This is a genomic window from Vibrio sp. SCSIO 43155 (genome assembly GCF_023716605.1).
GTDB classification, from domain to species: Bacteria; Pseudomonadota; Gammaproteobacteria; order Enterobacterales; family Vibrionaceae; genus Vibrio; species Vibrio harveyi.
The window spans coordinates 59774-77131 of sequence record NZ_CP071852.1 but is presented as its reverse complement, the minus strand read 5'-3'; the positions used below and the strand labels follow the sequence as shown (position 1 = coordinate 77131).

Here is a 17358-nt window from a genome sequence, read left to right as displayed (position 1 = left end):
GTTAGATGGCGTTCGTCTTGATTGCTAAAGCTGTTGGAGTTCGTCGACCAGCTCAGCCAAAGGTTTAGGATGCCCAATGCCATAACCTTGCCCATAGTCAACACCAAGCTCGATCAGCAGCTCTCTGACTTGGTCATTCTCAACAAACTCCGCCACCGTGACCTTACCCATCTGCTTAGCTAAGTCGTTGATTGAACGCACCATCACGCGATCCATCTCGTTTACGTTGATATCTCGCACGAAAAGACCATCAATTTTCACGATATCGACTGGAAGTTGCTTTAAGTAGCCGAAAGAAGATAAGCCAGAACCAAAATCGTCCAACGCAATCAAACAGCCCAGTGTGCGCACGCGAGTAAAGAAGCCGAGCGCTTGGTCGATATTGCTCATCGCTGCAGTTTCAGTAATTTCTAAACAGATCTTCTCACAAGGAATCGAGGACGACTGCAAACGCTCTAGCAGGAAGTCGATAAACTCTTGATTCCCCATCGACTGACCGGACAAGTTGATCGCGCAGCGTCCGAGTTTTTCTACTATCTCTGGGCGAGCTTCAAACCACTCTAGGGTTTGGGTAATCACTTGTTTATCAATCCAGTGCGCGATGTTGTAGCGTTCAGAGGCTGGGATAAAAACACCAGGTGACAAGTAATTGCCCTGTGCATCACGAATACGTACCAGAATCTCAAAACACAATGGTGAGCCTTCACCGCTCAAGTTAACAATGCGCTGAGCAAACAGTTCAAGACGCTTACTCGACAGCGCTTCGTGCACTAGATTAACGCTCTGCATTTCTAACTGGCGACGCTGCAGCTCTTCGTTATCTAAGCTGAATAGGTTGTAACGATTCCGTCCCTGCTCTTTGGCAACGTGACACGCGGAGTCTGCTTGAGCGTGAACCATTTGTGGCGTTTCGGCAGTGTGGTCAATGATACGAATGCCTACTGAGCAGCTCATAAACAGTTGCGTGTCTTCCCAACGGAAAAGCTGTTCGCTCAAGGTCGTGATAATCTGCTTCGCCACGTTAATCGCACCGTGCTCATCGCAATCTTTCAACAACACGGCAAACTCATCACCGCCCATGCGCGCCAAGACTGCATTGTATGGCAGTACCTCTTCCAACATGCTGGCACAGAACTGAATAGCCGCATCACCCGCATCGTGACCCACGGTATCGTTAAGCACTTTTAGCTGGTCGAGATCGAGATACAGCATTGCGTGCACGCGACGGTGGCTTTCTACTTCTCGCAGTGCGGTTTGTAGCTCTAACTCGAAGTAGTTGCGGTTGTAAGTGTCAGTGAGCAAATCGTAACGTGCTTGATACTCTAGCTGTTTGGCGAGCTTCTTAGTCTCAGTGATGTCTTCACCTACGATCAGCAGTTGGTCGGAATCTCTTAATGGGCGAATGTTTTCACGCACCCAAACGCGGTGACCATCCGCATGGCGATATTCGATTTCGCGACGCCAAACGCCGTGCATCACTTGCTGCGGTTGTAATAGCACTTGGCGAGGAATCAGTGCTTTTTCGTCCGAATAGAACTCACGTAGGCGATGCCCCAGCATATCCAATGGCTGATAACCCAAAAGCTGCTGAGCAAAACGGTTCACTTCCTGAATGCGGTTATTGTTATCTAACGTCACCATCATTACCGGCTGCTGCTCGTAGTAGTTACGCAAACTCGATTCACGTTGGTAGAGCTTATCTTCCATCGCTTTACGGCTGGTGATGTCACGCGCTTCGAACAAGTATTGCTCTTGATTCGCCACTTGCTGAGAAAACGGTTTGAGGGACACTTCCAGCACCATAGCGCCATGTTCTTTACTCCAGATCTCCGTTTCAAAAGTGGAGACTTGGCGATGGCTGGACTGGAAGTAATTGGCAAGTAACTGGCGTGCGTCTTCGCTCCAGTTTTTATGATGCCAAAGCGGACGATCGAGACGCATATCCTGATGATTGAGTAACGATTGCAGACGATCGTTACCGGATTTAAGCAAACCATGTTGGTCGAGAATGCCCATGTACTGCATGCTTTGGTCGAATACCGATTCCAAAATCGTCTGACTCTCGCGAGCAATACTTTCGCTGCGACGAATGCGATGTAGGTAGTAACTAAGCAGCATAATCACGATGGTCATAGCCACAAGCACACTGCCAAACAGTTTAATTTCTCGGGCGTAACGCTCTGTAAATTCCACTGGCTTATTGAAGAACACCGACGAGGCTTCTTGCTCTGCGCCTAAGCCCCAACGCACAACCGATTGATAGTCGAGTTTGATGTCCGATTCTGCACGTACAATCGCAGGCAAAGGTTGCTGTGGGTTATCCAGCACTTGCGCCAATAACTTCGCAGCTTCAAAACCTTGGCGATAGCCAGTTTGAATCACACCGCCAACCGCACCGTGCCCAAGTCCAATATCGTGCACCATGAACAGCGGCGCATTAGAGGCTTGGTTGATATCCCGCCAGTCTTTATCGGTCGCGACGTTACCGTGGATATCGCGGTAGTAAGTCCAAAACAGCACTACGTTATCGATGTTCATTTGCGACACTTGTTGTTTTAGGTCATCTACCGTTTCCGGCACTAAATGAAGGATTTTGTCGCGATATGCTGAGTTATCATCAAGAAAGTCTTCGATCTGAGCACGAAGTGCCGCACCAGTAACAGAATGGTCACTGACAATAAGGATTTGTTTGTGGGTCGGATGCAAACGCTCAATTAAAGCGAGGTTGGCAGACAGATCGACATCCTCAATCACACCTGTCGCCTTCAACCCCTGATGCAGTGCAGGATGATAGTTGTTGATGCCGCTGAAAATCACCGGCGTGTCTTTAATGAAAGAAGATAAGCGCTGCATCAAAGCAAGTGCATTGTTATCGCTGACCACGATCGCGTCGAAATGCTCTTCGCTCAGTTTGGTGCGGTAAAGTGATTCCAACTGACTGAAGAAGTGCTGGCTTTGGCTACGCTTGGAATCGAGATACAAGACGCGCGTATCGAGCTGTCGCCCTTCAAGCTGCTGGGTGAAACCACGCTGGATAGAATCCGTCCAGAAGAAGCCTTGGTGGTAAGAGTGAACAACGAGGACTTTTTGCTCTTGCGCCGCAGCGACAGCACTGAACATGATCGCTATGCAAAACAGAAAAAATGGCACATCAACTCCATGACTTCAGAGCTACCTCGCGGTTATCCCTGCGTAAACCTTGTGAATCCTGTCCGCTGTGAGTATAAAATGAACTTTAAACCTCATACCCAACGGAAATAATTGTATGAATGCGAGCTTGCCTAAACTCGACGATCTCGATCGCGCTATTCTCAAAACTCTGATGGCGGATGCGCGTAAGCCTTACGCAGAAATGGCAAAACAGTTTAATGTCAGTCCAGCGACCATCCACGTTCGTATCGAGAAAATGAAAGCGGCAGACATCATCGAAGGTACTGAGGTAATCGTCAATACCAAAAAGCTAGGATATGACGTATGTTGCTTTATCGGCATCAACTTGAATGCCGCGCGCGACTATCATTCAGCGCTAGAAAAGCTCAATGCCCTCGATGAAGTGGTAGAAGCTTACTACACCACGGGCGCGTATAACATATTCGTCAAATTGATGTGCAAGTCGATTGAGGAGCTGCAATTTGTATTGATTGATAAGCTTCAAGCGATCGACGAAGTGCAATCCACCGAGACGCTGATTTCACTGCAAAACCCGATCAATCGCAGCGTAAATCCATAACACTCTGAATCAGATACTAAAAGCTGAATCTAAGAACAAAAAAATGGGCAGCCACTTGGCTGCCCATTTTCATTCTCAATCGAGATTACGCTGCGATACCAGAATGGCGCAATAGCGCATCAATTTCTGGCTCACGACCACGGAAGCGCTTAAATAGCTCCATTGGTTCTTCACTGCCACCCATTTCTAGGATGTTGTTCAAGAAACTCAGACCGGTTTCTTTATTGAAGATGCCTTCTTCTTCAAAGCGAGAGAACGCGTCTGAAGACAGTACTTCTGCCCATAGGTAGCTGTAGTAACCCGCGCTGTAACCACCCGCGAAGATGTGACCAAAGCTGTGTGAGAAACGCGCCCACTCAACCGCTGGTACAACTGCCACTTTCTCTTTCACTTCTGCCAAAGTTTCAAGCACACGAGCACCCACTTCTGGGTCGTATTCTGTGTGCAGAGTGAAGTCGAACAAGCCGAACTCTAGCTGACGTAGGATGCCCATCGCCGACTGGAAGTTCTTCGCTGCTAGCATTTTATCTAGCATCGCTTTTGGTAGTGGTTCGCCTGTCTCGTAGTGACCAGAAATAAACGCCAGCGCGTCTTCTTCCCAACACCAGTTTTCTAGGAACTGACTTGGTAGCTCAACCGCATCCCAAGGTACACCGTTGATGCCCGATACCGCGCCTGTTTCTACTTGCGTCAGCATGTGGTGGATACCGTGACCAAACTCGTGGAATAGTGTCACCACTTCATCGTGCGTAAACAGTGCAGGCTTGTCGCCCACAGGACGGTTGAAGTTACACGTTAGGTAAGCAACCGGTGTTTGTAGCTCGCCTGATAGCGTCACACGACGACCACGGCAATCGTCCATCCACGCACCGCCACGTTTGTGTTCGCGTGCGTATAAATCTAGGTAGAAGCTGCCGCGCAGGGTGCCTTCGCCATCGAAGATATCGAAGAAACGCACGGATTCGTGCCAAGTATCCACGCCTTCACGCTCTGTCACTGTCATACCAAACACGCGGTTTAGTACTTCAAACAGACCACTTACTGCTTTTGATTCAGGGAAGTAAGGACGCAGTTCCTCATCCGAGATTTGGAATAAGTGCTGCTTTTGCTTCTCGCTGTAGTACGCGATGTCCCACACGTTTAGCTCGCTAACACCAAATTCTGCGTTAGCAAACTGGCGTAGCTCTTCGATTTCGCGCTCACCTTGTGGTTTCGCTTTGGTTGCCAAATCGTTCAAGAAGCCAAGAACTTGCGCTGGGTTCTCTGCCATTTTGGTTGCCAGAGATTTCTCGCTGTAAGTGTTGAAACCCAACATACGAGAGATTTCATGACGCAGTTTTAGCTGCTCAGTGATGATTTCTGTGTTGTCCCACTTGCCTGCATTTGGACCACGATCAGAAGCGCGCGTTACGTACGCTTCGTACACTTCTTTACGTAGGTCTTGGTTATCACAGTACGTCATAACTGGTAGGTAAGATGGGATATCTAGCGTGATTAGGTAGCCATCGAGCTCTTTTGCTTCTGCTGCCGCTTTTGCCGCTGCAAGTGCAGATTCTGGCATACCCGCTAGGTCTTTTTCGTCGGCAACGTGCTTGGTCCAACCCATGGTTGCATCCAGTACGTTGTTGGAGAATTTTGAGCTCAGCTCAGACATACGCTTACTGATTTCGCCGTAGCGATGTTGCTCGTCTAATGGTAGACCGATGCCCGAAAGCTCGAAGTCGCGTAGTGAATCCGAAATGGTCTTTTGCTGTGCACGCGTCAGCGTCGCGTACTCTTCGCTGGCTTTGATCGCTTTGTAAGCTTCGTAAAGACCTTTGTGCTGACCAACCCAAGTACCGTATTCAGACAGGATTGGTAGACAGCTTTCGTAAGCTTCACGTAGCGCTTCGCTGTTCACTACTGAGTTCATGTGACCCACTGGTGACCAAATGCGGCTCAAGCGGTCATCCGCTTCTTCAATTGGCGCGATCACACTGGTCCAGCTTGGGTTTGCGTTGTCTTTTAGTACCTCGTCAATCTTGGCACGACAATCCGCAATCGCCTGCTCCACTGCAGGTTTAATGTGTTCTGGTTTGATTTGCGAAAACGGAGGAAGATCCGTAAACGTAAGAAGTGGATTAGACATGAATAATTCCTTTTGTGTTTTGGCTCTGTATTTGCCTATTCGCATTTGCAAAGAACCTATTGGTGTTTGCAAAACAGTAGGCGAACTCAATGCACAGGCAAGCCGACAACATGGATGGGGGGATTTCCGTTCCCTTTCTCGATGCAGCAATGACCGAATGGGTCAAAGAGCGCTTACTCTGTCCTTGAGTCTTGTTATGCCTAAGTTCGGTTTGGCACTCTATTGGAGCGGCACAATCCCACTTAGGTTCAATTTGTTTACTCATACTAAGTATGGGTGACTTAAAGAAATTTCAATAGCGAATCCCTATCAGTGATACTGATTTGAATCGAAGTTCTACTTCTTCAAGTTACTTGAGTATAATACCGCCATATCGCGAAAATCACAGACCACACTCAGTCAAAGAGTGTTTCGAGAGTTTAATTTGTTAAGTTACCGCCACAGCTTCCACGCTGGCAACCATGCTGACGTGGTAAAACACATCGTTCAAAGCCTCATTCTTGATGCACTAAAGCAGAAAGATAAGCCGTTTGTTTATCACGATACCCACTCGGGTGTGGGACGCTACGATCTGACTCACGAATGGTCTGAGAAAACGGGCGAGTACAAACAAGGCATCGCACGCATTTGGGATAACTCAAACATCCCTGAAGAGATCGCAAGCTACATCGATTCAATCAAAACATTGAACAACGGTGAGAATCTGCGTTACTACCCAGGCTCACCGCGTGTTGCACGTGCGCAAATCCGCCCACAAGACCGCATGGTCCTGACTGAGCTGCACCCAGCCGATCACCCGCTACTAGAGCAAGAGTTCCACCGCGATCGTCAAGTGAGCATCTACAAAGAAGATGGCTTTAAGCGTCTAAAAGGCAGTCTGCCACCGCAAGAGCGTCGTGGTTTGGTGCTGATTGACCCACCATACGAGCTAGCAAAAGAGTACCGCGACGTCGTGCAAGCGATTTACCAAAGCCACAAGCGTTGGGCAACGGGTATCTACGCGATTTGGTACCCAGTCGTAAACCGCCATGACATCGAAGACATGATTGAAGGTTTAGAAGGGCTTGGCATTCGCAAAATTCTGCAAATCGAATTGGGCGTATCTCCAGACACCAACGAACGCGGCATGACTGCATCGGGCATGATCGTGATTAACCCACCGTGGAAACTGGAAAGCCAGATGAAAGAAATTCTGCCATTCCTGCAAGAAGCGATCGCGCCAGCAACGGGTCACTGGAAAGTCGACTGGATCGTTCCAGAATAAAAAACACTGAATTTCAGAATCTTAAAGCGCAACGATGACCTCGTTGCGCTTTTTTTTTATTTATTTTCTAAAAAATTTTCTTCTTCGCTTCGTCTTTTCTTTTTTGCCTGCGTCTTAGGGATGTAAACAAGCTAAAACATAGAGAGAAATGACCATGCTTAAAGTTATCAGTTTTAAAATTTGCCCATTTGTTCAACGTGTAACGGCGGCACTAGAAGCAAAACAGATCCCTTACGAGATTGAATACATCAACCTAAAAGACAAGCCACAATGGTTCCTAGACATCTCACCAAACGGTCAAGTACCGGTGATGGTGACAGAATCTGGCACTGCACTGTTTGAGTCGGATGCGATCATCGAATACATCGAAGATGAATACGGTCCGTCAGAGCAAGGCGTGACAAACGAACAACGCGCACTAGACCGAGCATGGAGCTACCTAGGTTCTAAACACTACTTGGCACAGTGCGGCACGATGAGCAGCAAAGACCAAGCAACCTTTGAAGAACGTGCAGAGAAACTGATCAAAGCGTTCCAAAAAGCAGAAAACCAACTGTCTGGTGAAACCAAGTTCTTCAAATCCGATGAACTAAGCAATGTAGACATGGCGTGGTTGCCGCTTCTGCATCGCGCTGCCATCGTCAAAGCGCATTCTGATTACGACTTCTTCTGTGGTCTGCCAAAAATGCAGGCATGGCAAAAGCACATCCTAGAATCAGGATTGGTAGAGAAGACAGTATCGGAAGATTTCGTGCAGCTGTTTAGCGATTTCTACCTCACCAACACTTATCTTGCGGATGGCAAAGACGTACAAGCCCAGTCAGGCTGTAGCACATCAAGCTGCTGCGGTTAATGGTTTTCCCCTACCCTGAGCATGAAAAACACCAGCGGAATAGCGCCTTATTCCGCTTTGCTATCCTTTCATCGCTATTTGTCATAAGCAATGTCACTTTTTCCCATTTAGGAAATTGCTAGACTCGATTTATGATAGGGACATGGAATTAACAACAATTCCGTTGGGCTGTTGAGTTCATCACCCACTACCCCAATGTAGTTGTTGTCAGACAAAATTAATAAGCTCTTGGAGAAAGTAATGGCGACTCATTTTGATTATATCTGTATCGGCGGCGGCAGCGGCGGTATCGCATCAGCAAACCGTGCGGCAATGTACGGTGCTAAAGTAGCGCTTATCGAAGCTCAAGACCTTGGCGGTACCTGTGTAAACGTTGGTTGTGTGCCTAAGAAAGTGATGTGGCACGGCGCGCAAGTTGCAGAAGCAATGAACCTGTACGCAGAAGACTACGGCTTCGATGTAGATGTAAAAGGTTTCGACTGGAGCAAACTGGTTGAGAGTCGTCAGGCTTACATTGGTCGTATCCACCAATCTTACGACCGCGTTCTTGGCAACAACAAAGTAAACGTGATCAAAGGGTTTGCTAAGTTCGTTGACGAGAAAACAGTTGAAGTAAATGGTGAACACTACACAGCGGATCACATCCTGATCGCAGTGGGTGGTCGTCCAACGATTCCAAACATCCCAGGCGCAGAATACGGCATCGATTCAAACGGCTTCTTCGAGCTTGCTGAACAACCAAAACGCGTTGCAGTGATCGGTGCAGGTTACATCGCGGTAGAAATCGCTGGCGTACTGCATGCACTAGGCACAGAAACACACCTATTCGTTCGTAAAGAATCACCGCTACGTAGCTTCGATCCAATGATCATCGAAACGCTAGTAGAAGTAATGGACGCAGAAGGTCCAACGCTGCACACCCACTCTGTTCCAAAAGAAGTGGTAAAAGAAGCAGACGGCAGCCTAACTCTGCACCTAGAAAACGGTGAGAGCCAAAACGTTGATACCCTAATCTGGGCAATCGGTCGTCACCCAGCAACTGACGCTATCAACCTAGCATCAACTGGCGTTGCAACGAACGATCGTGGCTACATCAAGGTAGACGAGTACCAAGAAACGAACGTGAAAGGCATCTACTGTGTAGGTGACATCATGGAAGGCGGTATCGAGCTAACACCAGTGGCTGTTAAAGCGGGTCGTCAACTTTCTGAGCGTCTGTTCAACAACAAACCAAACGCGAAGATGGACTACGATTTGGTACCAACTGTGGTATTCAGCCACCCACCAATCGGCACTATCGGTCTAACGACTCAAGAAGCAGAAGAGAAGTACGGCAAAGACAACATCAAAGTCTACACGTCTGGCTTTACTGCGATGTACACAGCGGTTACTAAGCACCGTCAACCATGTAAGATGAAGCTAGTATGTGCTGGCGAAGAAGAAACGGTTGTTGGTCTACACGGCATCGGCTTTACCGTTGATGAAATGATTCAAGGCTTCGGCGTAGCAATGAAGATGGGCGCAACCAAAGCAGACTTCGACTCTGTTGTGGCTATCCACCCAACAGGCTCTGAAGAGTTCGTAACGATGCGTTAATCACGCGTGAATCACTTTGCGATTTAAGCAGATAAACAAAAAGGGTCATCAATTACTTGATGACCCTTTTTCTATTCACGTTTTAAAACGTTCGGGGGTATTTCGGAGCCGTTTGCGCGTTTTACTTAACTGCGCGAACCAATTCAGCAATACCTTCCCAATCGCCGTTGTCCATCATAGCGGTTGGCACCATCCAAGTACCACCACACGCTACAACCGATTTCAGCGCTAGGTAATCTTCCACGTTAGATGGGCTTACACCACCTGTTGGCATGAATTCCACTGGGTAAACCGCCGTTAGTGCTTTAAGCATGTTTACGCCGCCTGATGGCTCAGCAGGGAAGAACTTCAGGGTACGTAGACCCATTTCCATCGCTTGCTCAACCAAGCTTGGGTTGTTCACACCCGGTACGATTGTCACGTTGCGTTGCTGACAGTATTTCACTGTGGTTGGGTTGAAACCTGGGCTCACGATAAAGTCCACGCCCGCTTCAATCGCGATGTCCACTTGCTCTGTTGTCAGTACTGTACCAGCACCAATCAGCAGTTCTGGGTACGCCTCACGCATGATGCGGATCGACTCAGCCGCCGCTTCAGTGCGGAATGTTACTTCCGCACATGGTAAACCGTTTTCTACCAACACTTTTGCCAGTGGCAGAGCGTGTGCTACATCGTTGATTGCGATAACTGGGACGATTTTGATTTCTCTTAATCGTTGTTCAAGTGTTGTCATGGGTAACCTCTAAAGAATAAAGCTTAATGTTGCTACGATAATAAATGCGATACCACCAAGTAAAGTTTCCATTACCGTCCAAGTTTTTAGCGTTGTTTTCTCATCCATCTCTAGTAGACGAGATACTAGCCAGAAACCAGAGTCGTTGAAGTGAGAAAGCACTGTTGCACCACCTGCAATCGCGATAACGATAAAGCATAGGTCTAGCTCGCTCAAACCAGTTGATGCTGCCACTACTGGTGCGATAAGTGCTGCAGTTGTCGTTAGTGCCACGGTTGCTGAGCCTTGAGCAACACGCAGACAGGTAGAGATAACAAATGCCGCTACGATCACTGGCATACCTGTGTCAGTCAGAACGTCTGCTAGTGCATCACCGATACCACTTGCACGCAGTACGCCACCGAACATGCCGCCCGCACCGGTTACTAGGATAACGCCACAGATCGGAGCCAATGAGTCGCCACACAGCTTCTCAAGTTTTGCCATGCCGTAGTCTTTCGCGAATACCGTAAGAGACACTAGCAGAGTAATCAGAAGTGCTACCGGTGTTTTACCTAGCATACGTAGGAACTCAACCAGTGCTGTTTTACCATCAATCACACCCGCAACCGCTAGTGTGTTCAATACTGTGTCTAAACAGATTAGCAGTACAGGCAGCACTAGGATGGTCATTACTGTGCCAAATTTTGGCAGCTTAGATTCATCAACTTGTGTTTCACCGTTGAAGAATGCTTTTGATAGTGGGATATCGAATTTCTTGCCTGCGTACAGACCAAATAGGTAAGCGCCTAGGTACCAAGTTGGGATAGCCACTAGGATACCAACAACAAGCAATAGACCAATGTTTGCGCCTAGGAATTCTGCTGCTGCAACTGGACCTGGATGCGGAGGAACAAAGCCGTGCATTACTGCAAACGCACCCGCTGCTGGTAGTGCGTATTTGATTGGCGAACCACCAAAGCGTGCTGCCACACTTAGGATGATTGGCATCATGACCACTAGACCAGCGTCAAAGAAGATTGGGAAACCGAACAGTAGTGAAGCCACACCCAATGCAAATGGTGCACGCTCTTTACCGAAGCGTCCAATCAAAGTATCTGCCAGCACTTGCGCACCGCCAGTTACTTCCAAAATCTTACCGATCATTGCGCCAAGACCAACCAGCAATGCTACTGAAGCCAGCGTGCCACCAAAACCACTCATCATGGTTGGGACAACTTGGTCAGAAGAAACGCCAGTCGCAATCGCAGTACCTAAACTCACCATAGTTAGGGAAGCAAAAGCGTGCACTTTTAGCTTAATAATCAATACAAGTAACGCCGCAATCGCGAGGACTGCAATCGTTAATAGGAACGTAGGGTCTGGAGCTTGGGTTAGCTGTTCCATGGGTTCACCTTTAAAAATTATTGTTTGTGTTGTGGTTCACATTTATTTGAGTTACCGGTAACATGTTACCGATAACATGAATAAGATAAACCCATATTTTAAAGTGAATTCAAAAATTGAGATCACGCGCAAATTTGTTATGAGGATAAGTTATGGCTGGTAGTAGTGTCGTCGTTATGGGCGTTTGTGCGAGTGGCAAAACCACAATTGGTGAGCACTTGGCGAAAAAGCTGGGACGTAAATTCATTGATGGTGATGATCTTCACCCACGAGCAAACATTCAGAAGATGGCATCAGGTCAGCCTCTGAACGACGACGACCGCAAACCTTGGCTAGAACGTATCCGCGACGCTGCTTATAGCTTAGAAAGCAAAAATGAGCACGGCATTATTGTCTGCTCCGCACTAAAAAAGATTTATCGTGACCAAATCCGCGAAGGCAACGAGAACGTGACCTTCCTTTTCCTAGACGGCAGCAAAGAACTGATCCTTGAGCGTATGCGTGCTCGCCAAGGTCACTTCATGAAAGAGAACATGGTCAACAGCCAGTTCGAAGCTCTAGAACGCCCAGAAGATGAGCCTCGCACCATTTTCGTCAGCATTGATGCAACCATCGAAGACGTTGTGTCGAATGCCGCTGAGTTAATCCTAGTGCAAGACGAGGCAATGGCATGACTCATCAAGTAATTTTAGACGTTACCCAACGCTTAGTTGAGCGCAGCCAAGAGGCGCGTGCGGCATTTCTTGCTCGCACTGAAGTCCAAGCAGAAGCAGGTAAAGGTCGTGTCGGTCTGTCTTGCGGTAACTTGGCTCACGCTGTTGCGGCATCTTGTTCTTCAGAAAAGAAAAGCATTCTGGATTTCACTCATTCGAATGTAGCGCTGATCAGTGCTTACAACGATATGCTGAGTGCCCACCAGCCCTATCAACACTACCCAGATCAAATCAAGCAAGTGCTGTCTGGTTATGGTCACACTGCGCAAGTTGCTGGCTGCGTTCCGGCAATGTGTGATGGCGTGACTCAAGGTCAAGCAGGCATGGACATGTCACTGTTTTCTCGTGACTTAATTGCTCAATCAACAGCACTTTCACTGAGCCACAACGTATTCGATGCGACCTTGCTGCTGGGTATCTGCGACAAGATCGCACCGGGACAATTGATGGGCGCGCTGTCTTACGCACACCTACCAACGGCATTTGTGCCAGCAGGTTTGATGGCAACGGGCATCAGCAATGAAGAGAAAGTCGACGTTCGCCAAAAATACGCGGCGGGCGAAGTAGGCAAAGACGCACTGCTTGATATGGAGTGTCGTGCTTACCACTCAGCAGGTACGTGTACCTTCTACGGCACCGCAAACACTAACCAACTTGTGTTTGAAGCTATGGGTTTGATGCTGCCAGGTTCGGCATTCATCCACCCACATACTGAGCTACGTAAGGCGCTGACTGATCACGCAGCTCTAAAAATCGCGGCAATGAATGCAGGTTCAGCAAACTTCCGCCCATTGTCTGAAGTTGTCACAGAAAAGAGCCTGATCAACGGTATTATTGCGCTGTTGGCATCGGGCGGCAGCACCAACCACACTATCCACATGTTGGCGGTGGCGCGTGCAGCAGGTTTGATTCTGACATGGCAAGACATCAGTGACCTATCTGAAGTGGTGCCACTATTGGCGCGCGTTTACCCGAACGGTCCAGCAGACATGAATGCATTCCAAGAAGCGGGCGGCGTACCTGCGCTATTGCATCGCTTGGACGAGTCAGGCTTGCTTCATCGTGACGTGAAACCGGTATTCGGCGAATTCGAAGACCAAATGACACTACCTACGCTAGTCGACGGCAAACTGACTTGGACACCATGTGGTGGCAGCCAAGACGGCGAGGTGATTGCTGCGCCAACGCAAGCTTTCCAAAACACCGGTGGTACTCGCGTACTTCACGGTAACTTGGGTAAAGCGGTGGTGAAAGTCTCTGCGGTGAAAGAAGATCAGCGCATCATCGAAGCCCCTGCGATCGTATTCCAATGCCAACACGAAGTGGAAGCGGCGTACAAACGTGGTGAGCTAAACCAAGATTGCATCGTGGTCGTGACGCACAACGGTCCTGCAGCGAACGGCATGCCAGAGCTGCATAAACTAATGCCAATTCTCGGCAACGTGCAGAAAGCGGGCTTTAAAGTCGCGCTCGTGACGGACGGTCGACTATCTGGTGCATCCGGTAAGATTCCATCAGCAATCCACGTTTCTCCAGAAGCAATTCGTGGCGGCGCGATTGGCTTGGTGCGCAATGGCGACATCATCCGCGTTGATTGCCAAACTGGCGAACTGAATAACCTAAGCGACGTTACGGGTCGTGACTTGTTAGAGATGGATACTGAAGTGAAACAACAGACTTGGGGTCGTGGTTTCTTTAGCGTGATTCGTCAGAGCGTTTTGAGCGCAGAAGAAGGCGCAAGCTTTATTGTTTAGGACGGGAAGAAAGACCCCGTCATTCCGACGAGCCTAAGCGAGATCAGGAATCTAATATCAAAGTGCTGTGAAGCGAGAGGAAACACCTCTGCCACAGCACTTTTTGTTGGTAGATTCTGAATCATGCTCGTCCCTCGCCGTTCAGAATGACGATATCTAGGATTCAGGCAAAGAACATCAAGCCGTCTTCATCACCACAACCGCGGCAATCACCACGAAGATACCAAACCAGCCAATCGGCTTAAGCTTTTGTTTGAACAGCAAAGCGCCACCAATCGCGGTACCTAAAATACCTATCGCGCCCCAAGAGGCATAGGCGATCGCAAGGTCGATCTCTTTTACCGCTTGAGCAAGCAAAGTAAACGCCGCCATCACCAATACAATCGCAGTGATGCCCCACCCTCTGTGCTTAAAGCCTTTAGAGCGAGTCAGCGCCATGTTCGCCATGATGTCGACCAACGCCGCCATAACAACAAATCCAAATGAAACAGTAAAAAATTGGCTCATGATTAACACCTCGCATTCGATGAGCGTGGCAACTCATCTTTTTGTTGAGGCTGACCGTGTGATTCGCCTAGTGTCACACACACGATACCGACTACTGCCAGCGCCAAACCAAGCAACTGCTGCGTGCTTAAGTTGGCATCAAACAAAACGATAGAAACGAGGGTAATCAAGGCGATACCCAAACCTTCCCATGTTGCGTACGCGACACCGATAGAGATTTTCTTTGCCGCTTTCGACAAGAAGTAATAGGAAATGGCGATCAGAACATACATCACCAGATAGCCTTCCCACGCATTACTTTCACCAATAAACGACATCGTACTGGTACCAGCAACTTCGGCAACGATGGCGAGCAATAAAAATAGACGTGCAATGAGCATGATTCATCCTCCCCAGAAATTAAAAAACTGCATAACGGAGAATGGTGAATGTCCTTTAAGAATCAGACATTCAAAGAATTGATAAGATAAAAAGAGCCGCTTCTCCTGACTATTTGTAGTCAGATTAGCCCTTCTTCAGCAAAACAGACAGGTAATTGAGATATTCATTTTTGAATATCTTAAAGAACAGTTTGTTTATCCGATCACGTTAATGGCGTATTGAGGGTTTGCTGCACCACTTGGTGCAAATGGCGGTGCAATGGGTGGTTACGGTAGGTCTGTAAATAACCACCAGAAACAACAAATTGGCTGAACTCTCGGTTGACCATCGGCATTGGATAAGAGGCAAGCTCGTGCATCAAATGTGCAGTACTTTGGCTGGCATACATGATGGCATCGGTCTCAAGCAACATTTGGCAAGCGACACGCAAGTTGTAGGACTTGAGCAATACAACGGGTTCGTAACCCATGCGGCGATATTCCGACTCCACCGTACACAGCGGATTGTAGGATGCAGGTGCAGGCAAAGAGACCAGTGGCAATTCCGACACCGTGTCCCAGTCATTGCTGATTTGCGACAGCGTCGGGTGATCTTTACGCGCCAAAATCACACGCTTTTCAACAAACAATGGGCGCATGTAGATGTCTTTCGACAACTCGGTTTCTTGGTCGAGAATGCAGTAGTCGTGTTCACCCTCTAGCATCTCGTCTTGGGAATAAATGTTCCAGCTTGAGAAGGCAAACGAAGCTTGAGGAAACGCCTGATGGCAACCGCGCAATAAACGCTGACCTTGTTCATCCATCAAATAAGGGTCAGTCACAATAGCAATCTGACCTTGGTATTCCAATGGGTCAAAGTCCGAAAACTCCTGCACTACTTTTTCTAGCGGCGACAGCATGTTATCAAACTCCGCCGCTAAGCGAATCGCCATTGGGGATGGCTCTACCCCATGGGCTTTACGCACAAACAGCGGATCATCAAACACGTCTTTAAGTTTCATCACCCCACGACTGGCACTGGGTTGCGAAATGCCAAGCTGCATCGCCGCCAACTTGATGCTGCGATTTTCTACCACGGCTTTAAGTAAGCGCATTAAATTAAGATCTAACGCATCAAGTTGATGTGGCATGCCCGTGTCCTTATCAGAAACGAATGATGAAAAATAAACGTGAGTCAGAGCGAGTTAGACGCTCTCGCCTGCTGTAATTTGATAGCCCATATTCACGACCGTCTCGGCTTGCTCTTCACCCTTGAGGCGTGCAATCAGTAGCTCGGCACTTTTCTCACCAATCTCGAAACGCGGTGTATCCACACTGGTCAGTTTCGGGCTAATAGTTTGCCCGATGTCCAATGCGTTGTAGCCCACCACCGCAAGTTGATCTGGCACTTTGATGCCGCGTTGCTGAGCACTCAACAAAGTACCAATCGCGATGTCGTCGTTGGTACAAAATACACCATCAAGTTCTGGGTAGGTTGCCAGTGCGCGCTCCAATAAATCATGCGCCAACGAAAAGCTAGAGTGATCGCCCGTTAGCACGTGTTTTGGCTCCAATCCTGCTTCTGTCATCGCGCGATCGTAGCCTTGCATACGCAATTTAGTACGCGTATCCAAGCGAGCACCGAAGTAAACAATAGTACGCTTGCCCGACTCCAACATACGCTTTACGACGCTGTAAGAAGCGTCTTCGTGATCCATACCAACCGCCATATCAATCGGCTGCTCTGGCACTTCCATGGTCTCTACCACAGGAACGCCAGCGTTTTTGATCATCTGCAAAGTGCGTTGAGTGTGATGGCTTTCAGTTAGGATTAAGCCGTCAACTTGATAAGAGAGCAGCGACGCGATTTTGCGTTCTTCTTCCAGCTCGTCATAACTAAAGTGCGCAAGCAGTGTTTCATAGCCATTAGCTTTAGTGACCGTTTCAATGCCCTGAACAAAAGACGCAAAAATTTGGTTGGACAGTGAAGGCAGTAAAATACCAATCGCTTTACTGGAAGACTTCGACAGCATCGCCGGAGCACGGTTTTCGATGTAGCCCATCTCTTCAATTACAGCGGCAATTTTCACTCGCGTTTTTTCTGCCACTGAGTCTGGATTGCGCATGTAACGCGAGACGGTCATTTTTGTTACGCCAACTTTGTCTGCGACATCCTGCAATGTCGTTCGTGCTTTCTTATTCTGCTGAGCCATAAATATCTAATTTATCAGTAATGTTACTAGTAACATTATGACGAATAGACTCCTCGTCGACAAGCTCGGCAAAATCCATCTGCTACATCATTAATAAAATCATAACCTTACCGCTCAAATAA

General features: G+C 48.2%; 14 protein-coding genes. 6 read left to right on the top strand and 8 right to left on the bottom strand.

Features of this window, described 5'->3' with window-relative positions; genetic code table 11:
• Positions 1 to 24: 24 nt before the first annotated feature.
• Positions 25 to 3150 (bottom strand): EAL domain-containing protein, encoded by a 3126-nt coding sequence (locus tag J4N44_RS00330; RefSeq protein WP_252044731.1) that lies wholly within the window; start codon positions 3148 to 3150, stop codon positions 25 to 27.
• Positions 3151 to 3265: 115 nt separating this feature from the next.
• Here J4N44_RS00330 and asnC point away from each other — a divergent pair, with 115 nt between their 5' ends.
• Positions 3266 to 3730: a transcriptional regulator AsnC gene (gene asnC, locus J4N44_RS00325; RefSeq protein ID WP_005430014.1), complete on the top strand. Its 465-nt coding sequence runs from the start codon at positions 3266 to 3268 to the stop codon at positions 3728 to 3730.
• 85 nt (positions 3731 to 3815) lie between these two features.
• On the opposite strand, the gene prlC is transcribed toward asnC, so the two are convergent.
• Positions 3816 to 5858 (bottom strand): oligopeptidase A, encoded by a 2043-nt coding sequence (gene prlC, locus J4N44_RS00320; RefSeq protein WP_252044729.1) that lies wholly within the window; start codon positions 5856 to 5858, stop codon positions 3816 to 3818.
• Positions 5859 to 6282: 424 nt separating this feature from the next.
• Between prlC and J4N44_RS00315 the strand changes: the two genes are divergently transcribed.
• From J4N44_RS00315 to gorA, 3 genes are all read left to right on the top strand, one after another.
• A complete protein-coding gene (locus tag J4N44_RS00315; RefSeq protein WP_005434590.1) occupies positions 6283 to 7122 on the top strand; it encodes a 23S rRNA (adenine(2030)-N(6))-methyltransferase RlmJ in 840 nt (279 codons plus the stop codon).
• 148 nt (positions 7123 to 7270) lie between these two features.
• Positions 7271 to 7975: a glutathione S-transferase family protein gene (locus J4N44_RS00310; RefSeq protein ID WP_252044727.1), complete on the top strand. Its 705-nt coding sequence runs from the start codon at positions 7271 to 7273 to the stop codon at positions 7973 to 7975.
• A 240-nt stretch (positions 7976 to 8215) separates the two neighbouring features.
• A complete protein-coding gene (gene gorA, locus J4N44_RS00305) occupies positions 8216 to 9571 on the top strand; it encodes a glutathione-disulfide reductase (protein ID WP_005429991.1) in 1356 nt (451 codons plus the stop codon).
• Positions 9572 to 9692: 121 nt separating this feature from the next.
• Here the strand turns inward: gorA and J4N44_RS00300 are convergent, their stop codons facing one another.
• Together J4N44_RS00300 and J4N44_RS00295 are read right to left on the bottom strand one after the other, a co-directional pair.
• Positions 9693 to 10304, bottom strand: coding sequence for a bifunctional 4-hydroxy-2-oxoglutarate aldolase/2-dehydro-3-deoxy-phosphogluconate aldolase (locus J4N44_RS00300; RefSeq protein ID WP_005430025.1), 612 nt, complete (start codon positions 10302 to 10304; stop codon positions 9693 to 9695).
• Positions 10305 to 10313: 9 nt separating this feature from the next.
• Positions 10314 to 11690, bottom strand: coding sequence for a GntP family permease (locus J4N44_RS00295; protein ID WP_252044726.1), 1377 nt, complete (start codon positions 11688 to 11690; stop codon positions 10314 to 10316).
• A 152-nt stretch (positions 11691 to 11842) separates the two neighbouring features.
• Between J4N44_RS00295 and J4N44_RS00290 the strand changes: the two genes are divergently transcribed.
• Both J4N44_RS00290 and edd read left to right on the top strand, forming a co-directional pair.
• Positions 11843 to 12364, top strand: coding sequence for a gluconokinase (locus J4N44_RS00290; protein WP_005449047.1), 522 nt, complete (start codon positions 11843 to 11845; stop codon positions 12362 to 12364).
• Positions 12361 to 14157: a phosphogluconate dehydratase gene (gene edd / locus J4N44_RS00285; RefSeq protein WP_252044725.1), complete on the top strand. Its 1797-nt coding sequence runs from the start codon at positions 12361 to 12363 to the stop codon at positions 14155 to 14157. Before J4N44_RS00290 ends, edd begins: the two co-directional genes overlap by 4 nt.
• A gap of 177 nt (positions 14158 to 14334) precedes the next feature.
• Here the strand turns inward: edd and J4N44_RS00280 are convergent, their stop codons facing one another.
• From J4N44_RS00280 to J4N44_RS00265, 4 genes are all read right to left on the bottom strand, one after another.
• Complete coding sequence (locus J4N44_RS00280) at positions 14335 to 14664, bottom strand: SMR family transporter (protein WP_005434604.1); 330 nt, start codon at positions 14662 to 14664, stop codon at positions 14335 to 14337.
• A gap of 2 nt (positions 14665 to 14666) precedes the next feature.
• A complete protein-coding gene (locus J4N44_RS00275; protein ID WP_077201213.1) occupies positions 14667 to 15044 on the bottom strand; it encodes an SMR family transporter in 378 nt (125 codons plus the stop codon).
• Positions 15045 to 15247: 203 nt separating this feature from the next.
• Positions 15248 to 16174: a LysR family transcriptional regulator gene (locus tag J4N44_RS00270; RefSeq protein ID WP_009699062.1), complete on the bottom strand. Its 927-nt coding sequence runs from the start codon at positions 16172 to 16174 to the stop codon at positions 15248 to 15250.
• Between the two features lie 54 nt (positions 16175 to 16228).
• Positions 16229 to 17236 carry a LacI family DNA-binding transcriptional regulator gene (locus tag J4N44_RS00265; protein WP_252044723.1) on the bottom strand — a complete coding sequence of 336 codons (1008 nt, stop codon included), beginning with the start codon at positions 17234 to 17236 and terminating at the stop codon, positions 16229 to 16231.
• Between the last annotated feature and the right edge of the window lie 122 nt (positions 17237 to 17358).

Excerpts from the sequence above, each read along its gene's own strand:
- asnC (WP_005430014.1), top strand. The coding sequence starts at position 3,266 with ATGAATGCGAGCTTGCCTAAACTCGACGATCTCGATCGCGCTATTCTC.
- prlC (WP_252044729.1), bottom strand. The coding sequence starts at position 5,858 with ATGTCTAATCCACTTCTTACGTTTACGGATCTTCCTCCGTTTTCGCAA.
- J4N44_RS00310 (WP_252044727.1), top strand. The coding sequence starts at position 7,271 with ATGACCATGCTTAAAGTTATCAGTTTTAAAATTTGCCCATTTGTTCAA.
- gorA (WP_005429991.1), top strand. The coding sequence starts at position 8,216 with ATGGCGACTCATTTTGATTATATCTGTATCGGCGGCGGCAGCGGCGGT.
- J4N44_RS00300 (WP_005430025.1), bottom strand. The coding sequence starts at position 10,304 with ATGACAACACTTGAACAACGATTAAGAGAAATCAAAATCGTCCCAGTT.
- J4N44_RS00295 (WP_252044726.1), bottom strand. The coding sequence starts at position 11,690 with ATGGAACAGCTAACCCAAGCTCCAGACCCTACGTTCCTATTAACGATT.
- J4N44_RS00290 (WP_005449047.1), top strand. The coding sequence starts at position 11,843 with ATGGCTGGTAGTAGTGTCGTCGTTATGGGCGTTTGTGCGAGTGGCAAA.
- edd (WP_252044725.1), top strand. The coding sequence starts at position 12,361 with ATGACTCATCAAGTAATTTTAGACGTTACCCAACGCTTAGTTGAGCGC.
- J4N44_RS00280 (WP_005434604.1), bottom strand. The coding sequence starts at position 14,664 with ATGAGCCAATTTTTTACTGTTTCATTTGGATTTGTTGTTATGGCGGCG.
- J4N44_RS00275 (WP_077201213.1), bottom strand. The coding sequence starts at position 15,044 with ATGCTCATTGCACGTCTATTTTTATTGCTCGCCATCGTTGCCGAAGTT.
- J4N44_RS00270 (WP_009699062.1), bottom strand. The coding sequence starts at position 16,174 with ATGCCACATCAACTTGATGCGTTAGATCTTAATTTAATGCGCTTACTT.
- J4N44_RS00265 (WP_252044723.1), bottom strand. The coding sequence starts at position 17,236 with ATGGCTCAGCAGAATAAGAAAGCACGAACGACATTGCAGGATGTCGCA.